Annotated in this window: 10 protein-coding genes, 2 tRNA genes and 3 rRNA genes; 10 read left to right on the forward strand and 5 right to left on the reverse strand. The window is 60.6% G+C overall.

All coding sequences use genetic code 11. The annotated features are described in order from the left end of the window. Positions 1-26 precede the first annotated feature (26 nt). The 6 genes from NFG57_RS01460 (at position 27) to rrf (ending at position 8,707) form a co-directional block, all read left to right on the forward strand. Entirely contained in the window at positions 27-2,942 is a 2,916-nt protein-coding gene (locus NFG57_RS01460) for an FAD-binding and (Fe-S)-binding domain-containing protein (protein ID WP_348815190.1), read from the forward strand. A 635-nt stretch (positions 2,943-3,577) separates the two neighbouring features. After that, positions 3,578-5,115: ribosomal RNA gene (locus tag NFG57_RS01465) — 16S ribosomal RNA — on the forward strand. Positions 5,116-5,218: 103 nt separating this feature from the next. Beyond that, positions 5,219-5,295, forward strand: a tRNA-Ile gene (locus tag NFG57_RS01470). A 38-nt stretch (positions 5,296-5,333) separates the two neighbouring features. Further along, positions 5,334-5,409 (forward strand) — tRNA-Ala (locus tag NFG57_RS01475). Positions 5,410-5,609: 200 nt separating this feature from the next. Next, a 23S ribosomal RNA gene (locus NFG57_RS01480) occupies positions 5,610-8,497 on the forward strand. A 94-nt stretch (positions 8,498-8,591) separates the two neighbouring features. Beyond that, a 5S ribosomal RNA gene (gene rrf / locus NFG57_RS01485) occupies positions 8,592-8,707 on the forward strand. Together the 16S, 23S and 5S rRNA genes with 2 tRNA genes alongside form the textbook arrangement of a ribosomal RNA operon. A gap of 556 nt (positions 8,708-9,263) precedes the next feature. On the opposite strand, the gene NFG57_RS01490 is transcribed toward rrf, so the two are convergent. From NFG57_RS01490 to hisC, 3 genes are all read right to left on the reverse strand, one after another. After that, positions 9,264-10,256: a 2-hydroxyacid dehydrogenase gene (locus NFG57_RS01490; protein WP_348815191.1), complete on the reverse strand. Its 993-nt coding sequence runs from the start codon at positions 10,254-10,256 to the stop codon at positions 9,264-9,266. A 66-nt stretch (positions 10,257-10,322) separates the two neighbouring features. After that, complete coding sequence (locus NFG57_RS01495; RefSeq protein ID WP_348815192.1) at positions 10,323-10,727, reverse strand: VOC family protein; 405 nt, start codon at positions 10,725-10,727, stop codon at positions 10,323-10,325. A gap of 49 nt (positions 10,728-10,776) precedes the next feature. Next, complete coding sequence (gene hisC / locus NFG57_RS01500; RefSeq protein ID WP_045994655.1) at positions 10,777-11,832, reverse strand: histidinol-phosphate transaminase; 1,056 nt, start codon at positions 11,830-11,832, stop codon at positions 10,777-10,779. Positions 11,833-11,968: 136 nt separating this feature from the next. Here hisC and NFG57_RS01505 point away from each other — a divergent pair, with 136 nt between their 5' ends. Next, on the forward strand, positions 11,969-12,865 hold the full coding sequence (locus tag NFG57_RS01505) for an AEC family transporter (protein ID WP_045994656.1): 897 nt from the start codon (positions 11,969-11,971) through the stop codon (positions 12,863-12,865). Between the two features lie 101 nt (positions 12,866-12,966). Further along, the gene (locus NFG57_RS01510; RefSeq protein ID WP_045994657.1) at positions 12,967-13,422 is read left to right on the forward strand and encodes a copper resistance protein NlpE N-terminal domain-containing protein; all 456 of its coding nucleotides are present in this window, start codon (positions 12,967-12,969) and stop codon (positions 13,420-13,422) included. A 151-nt stretch (positions 13,423-13,573) separates the two neighbouring features. Here the strand turns inward: NFG57_RS01510 and NFG57_RS01515 are convergent, their stop codons facing one another. Together NFG57_RS01515 and NFG57_RS01520 are read right to left on the reverse strand one after the other, a co-directional pair. Beyond that, complete coding sequence (locus NFG57_RS01515; RefSeq protein WP_348815193.1) at positions 13,574-14,299, reverse strand: PspA/IM30 family protein; 726 nt, start codon at positions 14,297-14,299, stop codon at positions 13,574-13,576. A gap of 5 nt (positions 14,300-14,304) precedes the next feature. Next, entirely contained in the window at positions 14,305-14,574 is a 270-nt protein-coding gene (locus NFG57_RS01520) for a YiaA/YiaB family inner membrane protein (RefSeq protein WP_045994659.1), read from the reverse strand. A 190-nt stretch (positions 14,575-14,764) separates the two neighbouring features. Between NFG57_RS01520 and NFG57_RS01525 the strand changes: the two genes are divergently transcribed. Together NFG57_RS01525 and radA are read left to right on the forward strand one after the other, a co-directional pair. After that, positions 14,765-15,541, forward strand: coding sequence for a helix-turn-helix transcriptional regulator (locus NFG57_RS01525; protein WP_213230837.1), 777 nt, complete (start codon positions 14,765-14,767; stop codon positions 15,539-15,541). A 46-nt stretch (positions 15,542-15,587) separates the two neighbouring features. Next, positions 15,588-16,964 (forward strand): DNA repair protein RadA, encoded by a 1,377-nt coding sequence (gene radA, locus NFG57_RS01530; RefSeq protein ID WP_045994661.1) that lies wholly within the window; start codon positions 15,588-15,590, stop codon positions 16,962-16,964. The last annotated feature ends 38 nt before the right edge of the window (positions 16,965-17,002 follow it).

A 17,002-nucleotide genomic window follows, 5' to 3' on the forward strand; every position in this document is an offset into this window, starting at 1 on the left:
GCGAATAATCAGACAGGGAGCGCACCATGACGGCCATCACCACCACCAAGCCCAGCATTTCCATCGATGAGTTGACGGCGATGCTGACCGAACGCCTGCCCATCGAGCGATTGGTCCAGGATCCGCTGCGCCGGCTGGCCTACGGTACCGATGCCAGCTTCTATCGGCTGGTGCCGAGCCTGGTGGTGAGGCCGGAGACCGAACAGGAGCTTGTCGAAGTCATTGGCGCCTGCCGCGAGGGCAACTGGCCGATGACCTTCCGCGCCGCAGGTACCTCGCTGTCCGGTCAAGCCATCACCGATGGGGTGCTGATTCAGCTGGGACGTGGCTGGCGCGATGCCAGGGTGCTCGATGACGGTGCCAGAATTGACCTGCAGCCCGGTGTTATCGGCGCCAGGGCCAACGAGCTGCTGGCGCCCTTTGGGCGCAAGATCGGGCCGGACCCGGCGTCCATCGCCAGTTGCATGATCGGCGGCATCGCCGCCAACAATGCATCGGGCATGTGCTGTGGCACCGCCCAGAATACTTATCGGACCCTGGACAGCCTGCGCATGGTGCTGCTCGATGGCACGGTACTGGATACCGCCGATGCCGACAGCGTGGCAGCCTTTCGTCAAAGCCATGCGGCCCTGCTCGATGGGCTGGAGCGACTGTCGACCAATGTGCGCACCGATCTCGAGCTGGCCAAGCGCATTCGCCACAAGTATCGCCTGAAAAACACCACCGGCTACGCTCTCAACAGCCTGGTGGATTTCCGTGACGGTGTGGACATCCTGGCCCACCTGATGATCGGCTCCGAGGGTACCCTGGGCTGTATCACGCGGATTACCTATCAGTCGGTGCCGGAGCCGCCACGCAAGGCCGCCGCCCTGATCTTCTTCCCGGATCTCGGCAGCGCCTGCCGTGCCACCATCGCCTTGCGTGGCACCGGCGTGGCGGCGGTGGAACTGATGGATCGTGCGGGGCTGCGTTCGGTGGAGCGGCAGCCGGGCATGCCGGAGCAGCTGCGTGAGCTACCGGACGGCGCCACGGCATTGCTGGTGGATGTCCGCGAGGAGGATGGGCCTCGGCTGGAGGCGCGTATCGAGGAGGTCGGCCAGGCGCTGGAAGGCATCACCACCCTCGAGCCCATCGCCTTCACCGAAGACCCGGTCAGCTACGCGCTCTACTGGAAGGTACGCAAGGGACTGTTCCCCGCCGTCGGTGCTGTGCGTGATCTCGGAACTACCGTGGTGATCGAGGACGTGGCCTTTCCCATCGAACGGCTGGAGGAGGGTGTCGCCGCCCTGACCGAGGCGTTCAAGCGCCATGGCTACGACGACGCCCTGCTGTTTGGTCACGCCCTGGAAGGCAATCTGCACTTCGTCTTCCCTCAGGGCTTTGAGCGTCCGGGGGAGAAGGAGCGCTACCAGGCGCTGATGGCCGACGTGGCCCAGTTGGTAGCCGTGGACTTCGGTGGCTCGCTCAAGGCCGAGCACGGCACCGGCCGCAACATGGCACCCTTTGTGGAGCTGGAGTGGGGCGAAGAGGCCTATGCTCTGATGTGGCAGATCAAGGCGTTGTTCGATCCGGGCCATCTGCTCAACCCCGATGTGATGCTGACGCGCAACCCGACGCTGCACCTCGAAAATCTGAAGCCATTGCCCGAGGCCGACCCCATCGTAGATCGCTGCATCGAGTGTGGCTTCTGCGAAGCCGTGTGTCCTTCACGCGAGCTGACGCTGACGCCTCGCCAGCGCATCGTGCTGACCCGCGAGCGAGCTCGCCTGGCAGCCCTGGATGAGTTGAGCGATGAAGAGCGAGAGCGTCGCGATGCCTTCGAGCAGAGTGCGCTTTACGATATCGATGTCACCTGCGCCGCCGATGGCATGTGCGGGACGCGCTGCCCGGTCGGTATCAATACCGGCGAGATGGTGCTCGCCATGCGCCAGGAACGTCATGTCGGCAAGCAGGAATTGGCAAGGCGAATCGGGCGTCACTTCTCCGGGGCTACCAAGATTGCCCGGGGCGGCCTGCGTGCGGCCAGCCTGGGGCGTGGGATCATCGGCGACGCTTTGATGGCCCGAGCCAGTCAGGGTGCTCACAAGGCCAGCGGCAAGCGTGTCCCACAGTGGATACCGGCGATACCCGCCGCCGCCCCGATTCGGGTGCTCAAGTCGTCGCGGCCATCGGCGGGCGCATCGTCCACCGAGGGGCCGCGCGATTCGGTGGTGTACTTCCCTTCCTGCGCCACTCGGGTGTTTGGCGCCGACAAGCGGGACGACTCGGCGCGTGCGGTGATGGAGATCGTACTGAGCCTGCTCGACAGAGCCGGGTATGACGTCATCATTCCCGAAATGCCAGGCCACCTGTGTTGCGGGATGGCGTTTTCCTCCAAGGGGATGGATAACGAGGCGACGCACAAGGCGCGCGAACTCAACCGGGAGTTGCTGGTCGCGAGCCAGAACGGTCGTTTCCCGGTGCTGTTCGATACCAGTCCTTGCAGCTTGCAGGTCGAGGGGCATCTGGATGAGCGCTTGAAGGTGCAGGAGCCGGTGGCCTTCGCCCATGACCACCTGTTGCCGCGCCTGGAGGTGACGCCGCTGGACTGCAAGGTGGCGGTGCACGTGACCTGCTCCAGCCATCGCAAGGGGCTGACCGACTCCTTCGTGGAGCTGGCGCGTGCGTGTGCCAGGGAGGTGGTGGTGCCGGATGGTATCAGTTGCTGCGGATTTGCCGGCGACAAGGGCTTGCGCGTACCGGAACTGACGGCTTCATCGCTGCGCGATCTGTCGGGGCAGGTGGCGGGCTGTGACTTTGGTGTCTCCAATTCGAGAACCTGCGAGATGGGCATGACCCAGCACTCCGGCCTTACCTATCACTCCATACTGGAGTTGCTGGACCGCGCGAGTCAGCCGACTGCTCAAGGGGGCGTATCGGAAGAGCGCACCGTCTCGCTGTAAGGCCCTGCTCCAGATCGTGACTGAAGCCTGAACCGCTGTCGATGACGCCCCGAAGACAGCTCGATGAACTTTTTTGCATAAGGGTATTGCCAAGGGCGGAGGGGATGCGTAAAGTACGCATCCGCTGCCGGCGACGAGCAAACGTCACAGGCGGTGAAGGGTGGTAAAAGTGATTGTTTTGAAAAGGCTTTTTCAAGTCTTCGAAAAATTTTCCACTTGACGGGCAACGAGAAATCGGTAAAATGCTCGCCACTCGATCGGAGTCGCCCGGACGGCATCGCAGGATGCGCGTCAGGCTCGCTTCGCTTTCTCTTGGGTCCTGCAGGCATCGCTTGTACGGCGAAAAAGAAAGCCTTGACGAAACGCTTCGATTCTGTAGAATACGCCTTCCTCGCAGGGCGCTGTGACAAGGGTTCGGGTTAACGATTCGGGCTGCGGCGCAGCAAAGCGAGACGCTCTTTAAGCTCTCTATAGAGTCAAGAGCATGCTCTTTAATAATTTGATCAGGTAATTCATGTGGGCGCTTGCCGATGAGTCAGTGGCACTGTCACTGAAATATCAAGGCAAGCGACTCGTCAAACGAGACGTTTGAACCTTGAGCCAAGTTTGGTCCGCTTAACGGACTATCAGACTTTAAACTGAAGAGTTTGATCATGGCTCAGATTGAACGCTGGCGGCAGGCCTAACACATGCAAGTCGAGCGGAAACGATCCTAGCTTGCTAGGAGGCGTCGAGCGGCGGACGGGTGAGTAATGCATAGGAATCTGCCCGGTAGTGGGGGATAACCTGGGGAAACCCAGGCTAATACCGCATACGCCCTACGGGGGAAAGCAGGGGATCTTCGGACCTTGCGCTATCGGATGAGCCTATGTCGGATTAGCTAGTTGGTGAGGTAACGGCTCACCAAGGCTGCGATCCGTAGCTGGTCTGAGAGGATGATCAGCCACATCGGGACTGAGACACGGCCCGAACTCCTACGGGAGGCAGCAGTGGGGAATATTGGACAATGGGCGAAAGCCTGATCCAGCCATGCCGCGTGTGTGAAGAAGGCCTTCGGGTTGTAAAGCACTTTCAGTGAGGAAGAAAGCCTTGAGGTTAATACCCTCGAGGGAGGACATCACTCACAGAAGAAGCACCGGCTAACTCCGTGCCAGCAGCCGCGGTAATACGGAGGGTGCGAGCGTTAATCGGAATTACTGGGCGTAAAGCGCGCGTAGGCGGCTTGATAAGCCGGTTGTGAAAGCCCCGGGCTCAACCTGGGAACGGCATCCGGAACTGTCAGGCTAGAGTGCAGGAGAGGAAGGTAGAATTCCCGGTGTAGCGGTGAAATGCGTAGAGATCGGGAGGAATACCAGTGGCGAAGGCGGCCTTCTGGACTGACACTGACGCTGAGGTGCGAAAGCGTGGGTAGCAAACAGGATTAGATACCCTGGTAGTCCACGCCGTAAACGATGTCGACTAGCCGTTGGGCTCCTTGAGAGCTTTGTGGCGCAGTTAACGCGATAAGTCGACCGCCTGGGGAGTACGGCCGCAAGGTTAAAACTCAAATGAATTGACGGGGGCCCGCACAAGCGGTGGAGCATGTGGTTTAATTCGATGCAACGCGAAGAACCTTACCTACCCTTGACATCGAGAGAACTTTCCAGAGATGGATTGGTGCCTTCGGGAGCTCTCAGACAGGTGCTGCATGGCTGTCGTCAGCTCGTGTTGTGAAATGTTGGGTTAAGTCCCGTAACGAGCGCAACCCTTGTCCCTATTTGCCAGCGATTCGGTCGGGAACTCTAGGGAGACTGCCGGTGACAAACCGGAGGAAGGTGGGGACGACGTCAAGTCATCATGGCCCTTACGGGTAGGGCTACACACGTGCTACAATGGCCGGTACAATGGGTTGCGAATCCGCGAGGTGGAGCTAATCCCATAAAGCCGGTCTCAGTCCGGATCGGAGTCTGCAACTCGACTCCGTGAAGTCGGAATCGCTAGTAATCGTGAATCAGAATGTCACGGTGAATACGTTCCCGGGCCTTGTACACACCGCCCGTCACACCATGGGAGTGGACTGCACCAGAAGTGGTTAGCCTAACTTCGGAGGGCGATCACCACGGTGTGGTTCATGACTGGGGTGAAGTCGTAACAAGGTAGCCGTAGGGGAACCTGCGGCTGGATCACCTCCTTAAACGACACGTCATCTGACTGTCGGTAAGTGCTCACAATGAATTACCTGATCAAGCAAGAGCAGTGACTGTTTGGGTTAAATGCTAAGACCCAGCGTGACAAATGGGTCTGTAGCTCAGTTGGTTAGAGCGCACCCCTGATAAGGGTGAGGTCGGCAGTTCAAATCTGCCCAGACCCACCATTTCTCAGCTGGTTCTGGTCAACAACCCAAAGCGATATGGGGCCTTAGCTCAGCTGGGAGAGCGCAACACTGGCAGTGTTGAGGTCAGCGGTTCGATCCCGCTAGGCTCCACCATTTCTTCGGTCTCAAGTAAACAGTCGTCAAGTTCTAAGCAAGATACTTGTTCGCCATCAGGCGGTATCAAGTCTCTCGCTTAGAGCTTTTGCTCTAACGCTCTTTAACAATGTATATCATGCTGACAAAGTAAGATACGTTTCAAGCGTATCCGGCAATTGTCGTGACATCATCGATTGACAGACCCTTTGGGGTTATATGGTCAAGCGATGAAGCGCATACGGTGGATGCCTAGGCAGTCAGAGGCGATGAAAGACGTGGAAGCCTGCGATAAGGTTCGGCGAGGTGGCAAACGACCTGCGACCCGGACATCTCTGAATGGGGAAACCCACCCAAGGTAACTTGGGTATCTCATGTTGAATATATAGACATGAGAGGCGAACCGGGGGAACTGAAACATCTAAGTACCCCGAGGAAAAGAAATCAACCGAGATTCCCCTAGTAGCGGCGAGCGAACGGGGACCAGCCCTTAAGCAACACAACTGGTAGGTGAACAGACTGGGAAGTCTGGCCATAGTGGGTGATAGCCCCGTAACCGAAACCTGAGTGTTGTGAAATCGAGTAGGTCGAGGCACGTGAAACCTTGACTGAAGACGGGGGGACCATCCTCCAAGGCTAAATACTCCTGACTGACCGATAGTGAACCAGTACCGTGAGGGAAAGGCGAAAAGAACCCCGGAGAGGGGAGTGAAATAGATCCTGAAACCGTATGCGTACAAGCAGTGGGAGCCAACTTGTTTGGTGACCGCGTACCTTTTGTATAATGGGTCAGCGACTTATTTTCAGTGGCGAGCTTAACCGTATAGGGGAGGCGTAGAGAAATCGAGTCTTAACTGGGCGACCAGTCGCTGGAAATAGACCCGAAACCGGGCGATCTATCCATGAGCAGGTTGAAGGTTGAGTAACATCAACTGGAGGACCGAACCAGGATCTGTTGAAAAAGATTTGGATGACTTGTGGATCGGAGTGAAAGGCTAATCAAGCCCGGAGATAGCTGGTTCTCCTCGAAAGCTATTTAGGTAGCGCCTCACGTATCACCGCCGGGGGTAGAGCACTGTTTCGGCTAGGGGGTCATCCCGACTTACCAACCCGAGGCAAACTCCGAATACCGGTGAGTGCAAGCGTGGGAGACACACAGCGGGTGCTAACGTCCGTTGTGAAAAGGGAAACAACCCAGACCGTCAGCTAAGGTCCCGAAATCCTGGTTAAGTGGGAAACGATGTGGGAAGGCTTAGACAGCTAGGAGGTTGGCTTAGAAGCAGCCATCCTTTAAAGAAAGCGTAATAGCTCACTAGTCGAGTCGGCCTGCGCGGAAGATGTAACGGGGCTCAAACCAGGTACCGAAGCTACGGGTTCGTCGAATGACGAGCGGTAGAGGAGCGTCGTGTAAGCCGATGAAGGTGTGTTGAGAAGCATGCTGGAGGTATCACGAGTGCGAATGCTGACATGAGTAACGACAAGGGGAGTGAAAAACTCCCCCGCCGGAAGACCAAGGGTTTCTGTTCGACGCTAATCGGAGCAGAGTGAGTCGGCCCCTAAGGCGAGGCCGAAAGGCGTAGTCGATGGGAAACGGGTCAATATTCCCGTACCTCACAGTATTGCGATGGGGGGACGAAGAAGGCTAGGTGAGCCAGGCGTTGGTTGTCCTGGTGAAAGCCGGTAGGCTGAGGATTCAGGTAAATCCGGATCCTCAAGGCCGAGAGGCGAGACGAACTGACTACGGTCAGGAAGTCATCGATGCCACGCTTCCAGGAAAAGCCTCTAAGCTTCAGATACTGTGAGACCGTACCCCAAACCGACACAGGTGGTCAGGTAGAGAATACCAAGGCGCTTGAGAGAACTCGGGTGAAGGAACTAGGCAAAATGGTGCCGTAACTTCGGGAGAAGGCACGCCGCATTAGGGTGAAGGTCCTCGCGACCGGAGCCTGACGCGGTCGAAGATACCAGGTGGCTGCAACTGTTTATTAAAAACACAGCACTCTGCAAACGCGCAAGCGGACGTATAGGGTGTGACGCCTGCCCGGTGCCGGAAGGTTAAGTGATGGTGTTAGCTCACGCGAAGCTCCTGATCGAAGCCCCGGTAAACGGCGGCCGTAACTATAACGGTCCTAAGGTAGCGAAATTCCTTGTCGGGTAAGTTCCGACCTGCACGAATGGCGTAATGATGGCCACGCTGTCTCCACCCGAGACTCAGTGAAATTGAAATCGCAGTGAAGATGCTGTGTACCCGCGGCTAGACGGAAAGACCCCGTGAACCTTTACTACAGCTTCACACTGGACGCTGATGTTGCTTGTGTAGGATAGCTGGGAGGCTTTGAAACCCTGTCGCCAGATGGGGTGGAGCCAACCTTGAAATACCAGCCTGGCATCATTGGCGTTCTAACTCAGGACCGTAATCCGGTTCGAGGACCGTGTGTGGTGGGTAGTTTGACTGGGGCGGTCTCCTCCCAAAGAGTAACGGAGGAGCACGAAGGTACCCTCAGCACGGTTGGAAATCGTGCAGTGAGTGCAAGAGCATAAGGGTGCTTAACTGCGAGACAGACACGTCGAGCAGATACGAAAGTAGGTTCTAGTGATCCGGTGGTTCTGTATGGAAGGGCCATCGCTCAACGGATAAAAGGTACTCCGGGGATAACAGGCTGATACCGCCCAAGAGTTCACATCGACGGCGGTGTTTGGCACCTCGATGTCGGCTCATCACATCCTGGGGCTGAAGTCGGTCCCAAGGGTATGGCTGTTCGCCATTTAAAGTGGTACGCGAGCTGGGTTTAGAACGTCGTGAGACAGTTCGGTCCCTATCTGCCGTGGGCGTTGGAGATTTGAGAAGCGCTGCTCCTAGTACGAGAGGACCGGAGTGGACGTACCTCTGGTGTTCCGGTTGTCACGCCAGTGGCATTGCCGGGTAGCTATGTACGGACGGGATAACCGCTGAAAGCATCTAAGCGGGAAGCCCCCTTCAAGATGAGATCTCCCTGAGGCCTTGAGCCTCCTAAAGGACCCAGCAAGACCAGCTGGTTGATAGGCCGGGTGTGGAAGCGCTGCAAGGCGTTGAGCTAACCGGTACTAATGGTCCGTGAGGCTTGACCATATAACACCCAAAGGGTTTTGGTCGATGATGTCTCGAATCAATTGACGGATACGATGAAACGTATCGTCAGCATGATATACATTGCCTTTTTCCGCCTGACGACCATAGCGAGTGGGAACCACCTGATCCCTTGCTGAACTCAGAAGTGAAACCGCTCAGCGCCGATGGTAGTGTGGGGTCTCCCCATGCGAGAGTAGGTCATCGTCAGGCATTTATTCAGAAGAAGCCCAATTCCGAGAGGAGTTGGGCTTTTTCGTACGCATGGGGAAGACCCCCCTCTTTATATGTGGGGCCGCGCCGATAACCCCCTCGGCGCGGTCCGGCCGCTCGCAAGCTCGCGTCGTTCGTCCCCCCTTGCAGCTTCGCTGCAAACCCTGGGGTGACTCACCCCCATGCGAGCGACCTTGCTGTCTAAGCGTCATCGTCAGGCATTTATTCAGAAGTAGGCCCGATTATCGAGAGATAGTCGGGCCTTCGTTTTGTAAAGAGCGCATGCATGGCTCTCTACAAGTTCAGCCCCTCTCTTTATATGTGGGGCCGCGCCGCCGCCCCCGAGGTGCGGTCCGGCCTGGCTCTTCTAAAGGGCGGGCTCGCGTCGTTCGTCTCCTCTTGCGGCGTTGCCGCAGCCCTTGTAAAGAGCGCTGGGGTGACTCACCCCCATGCGAGCGACCTTGCTGTCTACGTGTCATCGTCAGGTATTTATTCAAAAGAAGGCCCAACTCCAAGAGGAGTTGGGCCTTCTTTTGTTCAGGGCAGCGTCGACTCTCTAGAGCTGACAGTGCTGATCGAGAGAACGCCCTTCCTCGAAGGCGGTGAGGCTTTCCAGCGTGGTCGATGCGATCTCACTCAGGGCTTCCCGGGTGAAGAAGCCCTGGTGGCCGGTGACGACGACATTGGGGAAGCTGATAAGGCGGGCAAAGACGTCGTCCAGCGGGATGTCGTCGCTGCGGTCCTCGAAGAACATGCCGGCTTCCTGCTCGTAGACGTCGAGACCCAGGTAGCCGAGCTTGCGACGTTTCAGGGCTTCGATACAGGCGCGTGTGTCGACCAGGGCGCCGCGGCTTGTGTTGATCAGCATCACCCCGTCCTTCATTCGGGAAAAGGCCGACTCGTCGATCAGGTGGTGGGTGTCTGGGGTGAGCGGACAGTGCAGCGAGATGATGTCGCTGTGTGCCAGCAATTCATCGAACTCGACCTGCGCGATGTCGGCTTGGTTAGGGATGCGGATGGGGGCTGGGTCGGTGACCAGCACGCGGCAGCCAAAGCCGCTCAGGATACCCGCCAGGGAGCGGCCGATCTGGCCGAAGCCGACGATCCCGACGGTCTTGCCGGCGAGGTTGAAGCCGAGCAGGCCATTGAGGTCGAAGTTGTCCTCACGCACCCGGTTGTAGGCCTTGTGGATCTTGCGGCTGAGCGTGAGCATCAGGGCGACACAGTGCTCGGCAACGGCGTCGGGGCTGTAGGACGGTACGCGACACACCTGGATGTTGAGCCGGCGAGCGGCGTCGAGGTCAACGTTGTTGAATCCTGCACACCTGAGCGCGACCAGACGCACTCCTACCACGGCCAGACGCTCGAGCACGGTGCGATCCAGCTCATCGTTGACGAATACGCACACTGCATCGAGTCCCTGGCAGAGGGTCACGGTGCGGGCGCTGAGGCGTTGCTCGAAGTTCACGATACTCAGCTGCGGGTGATGCTCATCGGAAAAGAAGGGGCGTTCGTAGGGCTGAGAGCTGAAGAAGCCTACCTTGAGCATGGTGCTTGCCTCGCGGGTCAGGGACAGTGGCGGAATCGGCTGAAGCGCTGTGTGGTTGCGGTGACGTCAGGCTTGCGTCTCGTAGAGTTCGATAGGCGTTCCGTCAGGATCGGCGAAGAAGGTGAAGCGGGCACCGGTGAACTCGTCGACTCGGATAGGTTCGGGTCGCGCGCCACGCCGCTTCAGCAACGCGACGCTGGCGTCCAGGTCTGATGTTGCCAGGGCAAGGTGACGAAGACCGCAGGCCTCGGGATAGCTTGGCCGAGGTGGCGGAGAGGGAAAGGAGAACAGCTCGAGCTGGATGCCTCCGGGCAGGGCAAGGTCCAGCTTGTAGCTGTCACGCTCGTGGCGGTAGGCCTCGTTGAGGATGCGGGCGTCGAGCACCTCAATATAGAAGCGCCGGGCGCGTTCGTAGTCGGCGGTGATCAGGGCGACGTGGTGCACTCCGGTCACCGGCAGACGCTCACTCATGGGGGCCTCTTGCAAAGAAGGGGCGCCGCGCGGCGCCCGATGTTGTGGCCTAGCGACAGAGGTCGCTGAGCACCTCGATCAGCGAGTCCATCTCGTCATCGGTGCCGATGGAAATACGCAGATGATCGCGCAGCGTCTCGGTATTGAAGTGGCGTACCAGGATGCCGCGCTCGCGCAGACCGACGAAAAGCTGGGCTGCGTCGTGCTTGGGGTGTGACGCCAGCACGAAGTTGGTCTGTGACGGTAGCACCTCGAAGCCCAGGTCATCGAGACGCTGGCGAGTACGTTCGCGTGTGGTGATCACCGCCTGACGCGTGGCCTCGAAGTAGTCGCTGTCTTCCAGTGCGGCGATGCCGATGGCGCTGGCCAGGGCGTCCACCGGGTAGGAGTTGAAGGAGTCCTTCACCCGGGTCAGGCCCTCGATCAACTCCGGTGAGCCCACCGCGTAGCCAAGGCGAAGCCCTGCCAGGCTGCGCGACTTGGAGAAGGTGCCGGTCACCAGCAGGTTGGGGTAGCGCTCGACCAGGGGAACGGCGCTCTCGCCGCCAAAGTCCACGTAGGCTTCGTCCACCAGCACCACGCGGTCGGTGACCTTGTCGAGCAAGGCCGCGATGGCCTCGCGGCCATGGCCGTGACCGGTGGGGGCATTGGGGTTGGCAAAGATCACGCCGCCGCTGTCGCTGGCCAGGGCGTCCAGGTCGACACGCCACTGATCGTCCAGCGCGAAACGCTGGCTGTCGATGTCGTACATGCGGCAGTAGACCGGATAGAAGCTGTAGGAGATATCCGGCATCGCCAGCGGCTTGTCCTGGCGGAAGAAGGCCTGGAAGGCCAGCGCCAGCACCTCGTCGGAGCCATTGCCGGCGAAGACGTTGGCGGAGGTCGTGCCGAGGGCCTGGGCCAGGGCCTCACGCAGGGCGCTCGAGGTGGGGTCCGGGTAGCGCCGCAGATGGTCCGCCGAGAACTCGCGCAGGACCCGTTCCACGCCAGGCGCGGGCGGGTAGGGGTTCTCGTTGGTGTTGAGCTTGATCAGCTTCTCGCGGGGCTGTTCGCCCGGCACGTAGGGGGTCAGTTCCCGAACGTTGGGACTCCACAACTGGCTCATGGTCTCTCGCTTGGCAGGCTTGGCAGAATCGAAGGCTTGATTACCACTTTGGTCATGGTGACCGCTGCCAGGGCCCTGCGCAAGTCGCTGACGTGCTAGGCTGCGAGCGCTGACCGTTTGCCGCCTAAGAGACTCCATGACCGCTCAGATCCTCGCCACTCTGCTACCGGTATTTCTGATTTCGGGGGCCGGTACCCTCTATGGCAAGTTGCGCTCTCCCGACATCCGTAGCCTCAACACCCTCAACATGGAGCTGTTCGTGCCCATGCTGGTATTTGTGGTGCTGGCCGACCGCCAGGCGCCGCTTGAGGACTACGCCTGGCTGGCGTTGGCCGGCGCCGTGGTGGTAGTGGGGTCGGGGCTGCTGGTATGGCCGGTGGTGAAGTGGCTCAGGCTCGAGCCGAAGACCTTTGTGCCGCCGATGATGTTCAACAATTCCGGCAACATGGGCATCCCGCTGCTGATCCTGGCCTTCGGTGAGCAGGCGCTGCCGGCGGCAGTGGTGCTGTTCATCGTCGAAATGCTGCTGCACTTCTCGCTGGGACTGAAGATGCTCAGTCCCCATACGCCGCTGTGGCGCCTTTTGCGCATGCCCATCGTGCTGGCGAGCCTCGCTGGCCTGGCGGTCAATCTGTCCGGGCTTTCGCTACCGGGCTGGCTGCTGGAGGCGATGCATATGCTCGGTGGTGTGTGCATCCCGCTGTTGCTGTTCGCCCTGGGCGTGCGGATGCTCGACATCGACTTCGGTGACTGGAAGACCGGACTGCTCGGAGCGGTGCTGTGCCCGCTTTCCGGGTTATTGCTGGCCTGGCCGTTGATCATGCTGCTTGAACTAGAGGGGCTCAAGGCCGCGTCGCTGTGGGTGTTCGCTGCCCTGCCGCCGGCGGTGCTCAACTACCTGGTGGCCGAGCAGTATCGCCAGCAGCCGCATTCGGTGGCGTCGCTGGTGCTGATCGGCAACCTCGGTAGTCTGATCGTGATGCCGATCGTGCTTGGCCTGGTGTTCGCCCACGTGATGCCTCCGGTGTCGTGAGCCGGCAGCGATACAGGGCTGTGCGCAACGAAGCTGGGAGGTTATGCTGTCGGCAGGCTGCCGATTCGTCGGTTCCATGCTCAATGGTTAGGAGGACTAATATGCAACTCAGGACTTTGCTGGCGGGATCCGCCATGCTCGCCCTTTTGGCCGGCTGTGCGAGTGGCCCCAGCGACGAGGGATCCGGTGGTGAAGCCATCCAGGCGACCTCGGCGACCTACCAGGGGACCCTGCCGTGCCGTAACTGCGACGGCATCGCCCTGACGGTTACCATGGAAGGTGAAGACCAGAGCGCCCCGGCGCAGCGCACCTTCGATCTGACCGCGGCCTACCAGAACCATCCCCAGAATCCGCCGAACGAGAACTACTCCGGCAACTGGGATGTGCTGACCGGTACCGCCGACAATCCGGAGGCCACCGTCTACGAGCTGGTCCCCAACGGTGAAGGCCAGACCTACTACTTCATGCGCGTCAATCCGCAGACTCTGGAGCTGATCGACCCCCAGCGTCGTCGCTTCCAGAACAACGACATGCTGCAGCTGACCCGCCAGCAGTAAGTCGCACGACATGCAAGTGTCGAACACAAAGGGCGGCCCCAGGTGGGCCGCCCTTTGGCGTCTTGACGTGATGGTATTGTGCCGACAGGCCCGCTCGGCACCGCCTGGAGCTGTTTCGAAGCGCTGGCGGTGCTCGCGCTGATCGCAGGGCTCATGCCCCACTGGGCGATTCGCCTGGAACGGCGGCCGCGCTCCCTTGGGCCTTCAGCCGGGCAAGCACACTCCTGGCGTCCATCGATCCCTCGAGGATACCCGACGTCCTGAGGCGTCGATCCAGATCCTGGCCGCTGGCCTCTTCATCCAGCTCCTTGAGGGCCGTCGTGACCTCTGCCTGGTGTTGCTGGGACGTGCGGATGCGTTCGTAGCTGGTTGCAATTTCGTCCATGTGTCGCTGGAGCCCGGTACTGCAAGCGCCCAGCTTCCGCCCAAGGCCAGCATTGCCGCCTCGCGCCTTGGCCAGTTTCATTTCGCGCTGGTAGTGGCGCAGTGACTGGGCTGCTTGTCCGAGATCCTCGCGCAGGGTCTGTTCCTGTCGCGACAAGGCCTCGGCGTGCTGTCGCTGTGAGGTCAATTGGCTTTCGACCTCGGCGATGCGGCTGGCCACGGCCAAGGCCAGCGCTTCATCGTCCTGTTCGAGGGCCGCGCGAGCCTGGTGCTCTCTGGCTTCGAGCTGCTCGGCCAGTTGCTGGTTGTGGCGCTCGAGCTGTCTGCGTTCGGCGATCAGGCCAGCGAGATCGAGGCGTGCCCGGTGCAAGGCCTGCTCGGCCTCACGGATCTCCTGGGCCATGATCCGCAATGCGTTGGCATCCACCAGCTTTTCTACCGGTTCGTGAGCTGTCGCCCGAACCAGGGTGTGCAGTTTCGTCCAAAGTGACATGGTGGCTACTCCGTGTATTCCTTGAGAAGTTGCTGGGTGCGGGCCTCGGAGATGCGGTTGTGGAAGCGCCGGCTCTCGTGGTCATCGCGTAGCGTCTTGGACAGGGTGATGGTGGTGGAGACCAGAAACAGTGAACACACGCCGAGATAGCCTTTGACCAGCAGGTCGATGGGCGCCATCACGATACCGACCGCCATGGCGGCCAGCGCGATGGCAAAGGTGACCTTGACGAAGAACAGCCAGCCTGACGAATTGTTGCTCGCTTCATTTTCCATGGAGATCTCCTGCTTGCTGGGTGGTGGAGCCGACATCGCCTACAGGGTGTGGCGAGCGCGGCGTCGATGGCACTATGGCGAGGTCGGGGCGCGGTACGCCAGCAGGATCCGGAAGGTAGCGTGTTGTTGAGCCGTGAGTCGCGTATTCTGCTACCTTGGCCGGGGCTTTCGGCGATGAGGGATGTGAGTCATGGCGCAGACGGTGGCGATTGTGGATGCGCTCAAGGCGGCACTGCGGGCCAATGGCGTCACCTATCAGCAGGTGGCGGCGGCGCTTGGCCTGTCCGAGGCCAGCGTCAAGCGGCTGTTCGCCGAGCGCCAGTTTTCGCTGCAGCGCCTGGATCAGGTGTGTGCCCTGGTCGGTCTCGAGATCACAGACCTTGTACGCCAGCTGGAGCCCCAGGCGCTGGTCGACGCGATCGCCCCTGAGCTTGAGCAGGAGCTGGTCTCTGACATGTCGCTGCTGCTGGTGGCCTTCTGTGCGCTTAATCGCTGGCGCTTTGAAGATATCTGTGCGACCTATTCGCTCGGCGAGCCTCAGGTGATAACGCACCTGGTGCGGCTCGATCGTATGGGATTGATCGAGCTGCTGCCGGGCAATCGCATCAAGCTGCTGATCAGCTATGACTTCCAGTGGCAGCCGCAAGGGCCTATCCAGCGCTTCTTCGAGTCCCGGGTCCAGGAGGATTTCCTGGCGTGTCGCTTCGATCGCCCGGGCGAGATAAGACTGTTCGTCAATGGCATGCTGTCGGTGCGCTCCAATGAGGTGATGCAGCAGAAGCTTCGGCGGCTGGCGCTGGACCTTCGCCACTGTCATCAGGAAGATCTGTCGCTGCCGCTGGAGCAGCGCTTTGGTGTCAGCCTGATGATCGCCATGCGCCCCTGGGAGATGGAGGTGTTTCGCCGCTACCGCCGTGTTGAGGACGACAAGTGCTACCCGGGACACGGCGGCAAGCCGCAGTGTTGACCATCGCTGACGAACGAACCCGATTGAACCGATAGAGAGAGGATTCATGGCCAAGGCCAAGAGCGCCTTCGTGTGCACCGAGTGCGGTGCCGAGTACCGCAAATGGCAGGGGCAGTGTTCCAGCTGCCAGGAGTGGAACACCTTGACCGAGGTGCGTCTGTCCTCGCCTGCCAGAAGCGGGTCGAGCGCCGGCGCGACGGCGCGCGGTGGCTACGCCGGCAGCCTGTCGCGTGAGGTGGTGGATCTGGCCAACGTGGATCTGTCGGAGGTGCCGCGGTTGTCGTCGACCTTTGCCGAGTTCGACCGCGTACTCGGTGGCGGTCTGGTGCCGGGCTCCGCGGTGCTGCTGGGCGGCCACCCCGGGGCCGGCAAGTCCACCTTGCTGCTGCAGACCGCCTGCAAGCTGGCTCAGGAGCGCAGCGTACTCTACGTCACCGGCGAGGAGTCGCTGTCCCAGGTGGCGATGCGCGCCCACCGCCTGCAGCTGCCGACCCAGGGGCTCAAGATGCTGGCGGAGACCAGCGTCGAGACCATCCTGGCGGTGGCCGAGCGCGAGCGCCCCGAGGTGCTGGTGATCGACTCGATCCAGACCATGCATCTGGAGGACATCTCGTCGGCGCCGGGTGGTGTGGCCCAGGTACGCGAATCCGCGGCGGCACTAACCCGTTTCGCCAAGCAGTCCAGCACGGTGCTGCTGCTGGTCGGCCACGTCACCAAGGACGGCAGCCTGGCCGGGCCCAAGGTGCTCGAGCACATGATCGACGCCTCCCTGCTGCTGGAAGGCGGCGCCGATTCCCGCTTCCGTACCCTGCGCGGCCAGAAGAACCGCTTCGGCGCGGTCAACGAGCTGGGCGTCTTCGCCATGCTGGAACACGGCATGAAGGAGGTGAAGAACCCCAGCGCGATCTTCCTTTCGCGTCAGCAGGAGCAGGCCCCCGGCAGCCTGGTGATGGTGGTGTGGGAAGGCACCCGGCCGATCCTGGTGGAGGTGCAGGCACTGCTCGACGAGTCGGCGCTGGGCAACCCGCGCCGCGTCGCGGTGGGGCTGGACGCCAATCGCCTGTCGATGCTGCTGGCGGTGCTGCACCGTCACGGTGGCCTGTTTACTGGCGACCAGGACGTCTTTCTCAACGTCGTCGGCGGGGTCAAGGTGCTGGAGACCAGTGCCGACCTGGCGGTATTGCTGGCGGTGGTGTCGAGCCTGCAGGGCAGGGCACTGCCGCGCGAGCTGGTGGTATTCGGCGAGGTTGGCCTGTCCGGGGAGATTCGCCCCGTGCCGAGCGGCCAGGAGCGTATCGTCGAGGCCGCCAAGCACGGTTTTACCCGTGCCATCGTGCCCCGGGGTAACGCTCCCAAGAACTCCCCGGCGGGGATGGAGGTGGTGGCGGTGGACAAGCTCGCCGACGCCCTCGAAGTGCTGTAACCCCATCCATGAACTGATCACCAGGGCGCCAGACCATA

The organism is Halomonas sp. H10-59 (assembly GCF_040070555.1).
GTDB lineage: Bacteria > Pseudomonadota > Gammaproteobacteria > Pseudomonadales > Halomonadaceae > Halomonas > Halomonas litopenaei.

Bases quoted from the DNA above. Each gene is read 5' to 3' on its own strand.
- NFG57_RS01490 (WP_348815191.1), bottom strand. From the start codon at position 10,256: ATGCTCAAGGTAGGCTTCTTCAGCTCTCAGCCCTACGAACGCCCCTTC.
- NFG57_RS01505 (WP_045994656.1), top strand. From the start codon at position 11,969: ATGACCGCTCAGATCCTCGCCACTCTGCTACCGGTATTTCTGATTTCG.
- radA (WP_045994661.1), top strand. From the start codon at position 15,588: ATGGCCAAGGCCAAGAGCGCCTTCGTGTGCACCGAGTGCGGTGCCGAG.
- NFG57_RS01525 (WP_213230837.1), top strand. From the start codon at position 14,765: ATGGCGCAGACGGTGGCGATTGTGGATGCGCTCAAGGCGGCACTGCGG.
- hisC (WP_045994655.1), bottom strand. From the start codon at position 11,832: ATGAGCCAGTTGTGGAGTCCCAACGTTCGGGAACTGACCCCCTACGTG.
- NFG57_RS01495 (WP_348815192.1), bottom strand. From the start codon at position 10,727: ATGAGTGAGCGTCTGCCGGTGACCGGAGTGCACCACGTCGCCCTGATC.
- NFG57_RS01520 (WP_045994659.1), bottom strand. From the start codon at position 14,574: ATGGAAAATGAAGCGAGCAACAATTCGTCAGGCTGGCTGTTCTTCGTC.
- NFG57_RS01515 (WP_348815193.1), bottom strand. From the start codon at position 14,299: ATGTCACTTTGGACGAAACTGCACACCCTGGTTCGGGCGACAGCTCAC.
- NFG57_RS01510 (WP_045994657.1), top strand. From the start codon at position 12,967: ATGCAACTCAGGACTTTGCTGGCGGGATCCGCCATGCTCGCCCTTTTG.
- NFG57_RS01460 (WP_348815190.1), top strand. From the start codon at position 27: ATGACGGCCATCACCACCACCAAGCCCAGCATTTCCATCGATGAGTTG.